General features: G+C 37.8%; 3 protein-coding genes. All 3 read left to right on the top strand.

Annotated elements, in window-relative coordinates; translation table 11 throughout:
• Positions 1 to 1,519 (top strand): polymorphic toxin-type HINT domain-containing protein (locus A1D25_RS00020; protein WP_240327065.1); only part of this gene is annotated, 1,519 nt, incomplete at its 5' end.
• 1 nt (position 1,520) lies between these two features.
• Entirely contained in the window at positions 1,521 to 1,865 is a 345-nt protein-coding gene (locus A1D25_RS00015; protein ID WP_157393684.1) for a hypothetical protein, read from the top strand.
• 140 nt (positions 1,866 to 2,005) lie between these two features.
• Positions 2,006 to 2,808, top strand: an 803-nt coding sequence (locus tag A1D25_RS00010) for a hypothetical protein (protein WP_157393683.1), incomplete at its 3' end; no start/stop codon positions are given.

Below are 2,808 nucleotides of genomic sequence, written 5' to 3'. Positions count from 1 at the left end.
AAGGGCGGTGGAGAATAATTACCTTGCTGAATGGCAAAAAGAAAAGCAAGAGAAAGAACTTAAGGAATGCAATGGTAACACGACCTGTGAAGTAAAAACTAGACTATATTGGGGGTTAATCGATGTAGGGCAAGATGCAAGCTTTGCTTCTGGGGTTGCTGTAGGTATACCTGAGAATATTGTTGAAAGCGTCTCTGGATTGTTATCTATGGTAACGAGTCCAGTTGAAACAATTATGGCATTTAAAGAACTACTAGCAAGGGATGATACGATTTCTCATATTGCAGATATGACAAAACAGTCATATTTAGACAAACTTGATAAAATGCAGGCTTACTATGAAAAAGCAGGAGCAGAAGGTTCTTTCAAAGCTGGAAAAGAGATTGGTAATATAGCCGCAGATGTAGCAACAGCCTTTACTGGTGCGGGTGCAGTTATCAAAACAGGCGCTGGAGTTGGTGTAAAAATAATTTCTAAAGCAGGTAAAGAGATAGAAATCCCAAATCTAACTAAAAATAGAACGAATATAGGTACTTGCTCTTTCCGTGGCGATATGGAAGTTAAAACAGACAAAGGCTATCAACCGATTTCATCCATTAAAGTGGGCGATAAGGTGCTGGCGAAAAATGAAATAACTGGAATAACCACCTATCAGAAAGTCCAAGCTCACTACAGCAATCCATATGATTATACGGTATATGTAGAAGTGAAAGATGGCAAAGGAAAATTCCAAACAATTGTGTCAAACAAAATTCACCCATTCTTTACACAGGTGTTATCAGGAATTGCACCAGCCTCTTCTGAGGGACATTATTACAATGGAGAGATAGCGAAGGCTCAATGGATAGATGCTCAATATCTGCAAAAAGGCTATCGATTATTATCTGCAAATGGAGAATGGCAGACCGTATCGAATGTCAATATAAAAGCAGAAGCACTCAAAGCCTACAATATGACTGTGGCGACAGATCATACTTACTTTATTAGAGGTGCAAAAGCTGATAATGAAGGGGTTTGGGTGCATAATGACTGTTGGGATCAGCTACCTTTTGATGCTGTTGCAACAGGAAAGAGTACTCCTGATGGAAGAAAACTTTATACATTTAAAGATGGGAAAGGACACCAAGTAACAGCGTATCAAGGTAGTGATGGTCGTTATTATAATCCGAAGGTGCATTCTCCTGAAAGCCCAACTAAGATAAATACTAAAGCCGTAGATAGCTTCCCGAATAGAAATGGCTTAAGAGCAACTAAGGGGCATGTTTATTACACGACTCCCGAAGCAACAGAAGCAGCAAGAAAACTAGGATTCGAAAAAACGAATCAAACATTAAAAGGAGAAGCTATTTATAAAGATAATAAAGGGCGATATATAACCATAGATGTTGGAAATGGAAGAAATCAAGGTGGTGCCCATAATGGAGGGGTTTGGAAAATGGCTGACTCTATTAAAAATCTAGGGAAAAAAGAAACTAGAATGGGAACTTACGATGCTAATTTGAATAGAATAGGAGATTAGTATGAAATATACATTGCTTAAATCTAAGGTAGATAACTTTATTTTATTGCTAGATGAGGGGTTCTTTGATATGAATAATTATTTAGAGATAGAAAAAGAACTATTGGAAATTTCATTTTTGTACCGTGAAGAGGATAAAATAGAAAAAAAAATAGTGGAAATATTTTATTTTTTCTCTACATCTATAACTTCTAGCTTCCAGTTTCATGTAAATGAAAGTGATATTTTTGAAGTTGAAAATATAAGTACAGAAAAACTAAAACACTATAGTGATAGAGCTAGTATATTAATAGGCATACTTCTTGGAATGTATTCTTATTTGGATAAAAAATATTATTTTGAGTAGATATTTAAAAGGGATGTGTTCCACAAAGTATACTATTTATAATTTGATCTTTAGAAACCTTGAAAATCAAGCCTTCTTCATCATAAAAAATTATTCACAACATACAATGTAAAACACAGAGGTAATACAAGCGGTTATTTATGATTAAAATTTTACAAATTCTAGCTGTAAATTTACCGCTCGTATTTGATGCAAGTGGCGTCTTACTTACTTATTCCTTGGTGAAAAAAGGCGACATAACGGGTAACGGTGTTTTGCTCTCAGGGAATAGCATAAAACACAGTGGTGGTGAGTTTATCAATAACGGCACAGTCGCAGGAAGGGAATTAGTCCGCTTTGACAGCGACAGTATTCGCAACAGTGGCAATATTCAAGCCGGAGCCATTACAGGCAACATCAGCGGCAATGTAGAGAATATCGGTGGGGTGATTGAAGCAGACCGTGCAATACTGCTTAAGGTTGCAGGTAATTTTAACCACAGCAGTACGACACATACCACTTCGGTGAATGAACAAGGCTATCAACGCACCGACACCACGATTGCTCGCAAAGGTTTGCTGCACGTTAAAGGCTCAGACGGTAGTCTACAAATTCAAGCAAATGACATCAATATTGCCGGTGCCGACATTATCAATGACGGCAAGGGTCAAAGCTACATATCTGCAAAAAATAACCTCAATCTCACCGCTTTAGCCGTGGGCTTTGATGAAAAGATGGGCGGTGGTAACCATTATCGTAATGAAAAAGTCCAAGATGTTGCGGTAAGCCATATAAAAGGAGCTGGCGATGTAGTGCTGAAAGGGCATCATATTTACTCGGAAGGTGCAACATTGGAAGCGAAAGCGAAGTTGTCCGCTATTGCGAAGAATGATTTAGTGTTAAGCACAGCGAGTACATTCAGTGATTTTGCCGAATATCACCATACGAAAAGTCGTGGAACATT

The organism is Ursidibacter arcticus (assembly GCF_009761375.1).
GTDB lineage: Bacteria > Pseudomonadota > Gammaproteobacteria > Enterobacterales > Pasteurellaceae > Ursidibacter > Ursidibacter arcticus.
Note: the sequence above shows the minus strand (reverse complement) of the source record. Positions and strands in the feature narration are given on the sequence as shown.

What these genes read in the sequence shown, in the direction of transcription:
- A1D25_RS00015 (WP_157393684.1), top strand. Translation starts at nt 1,521, where the DNA reads ATGAAATATACATTGCTTAAATCTAAGGTAGATAACTTTATTTTATTG.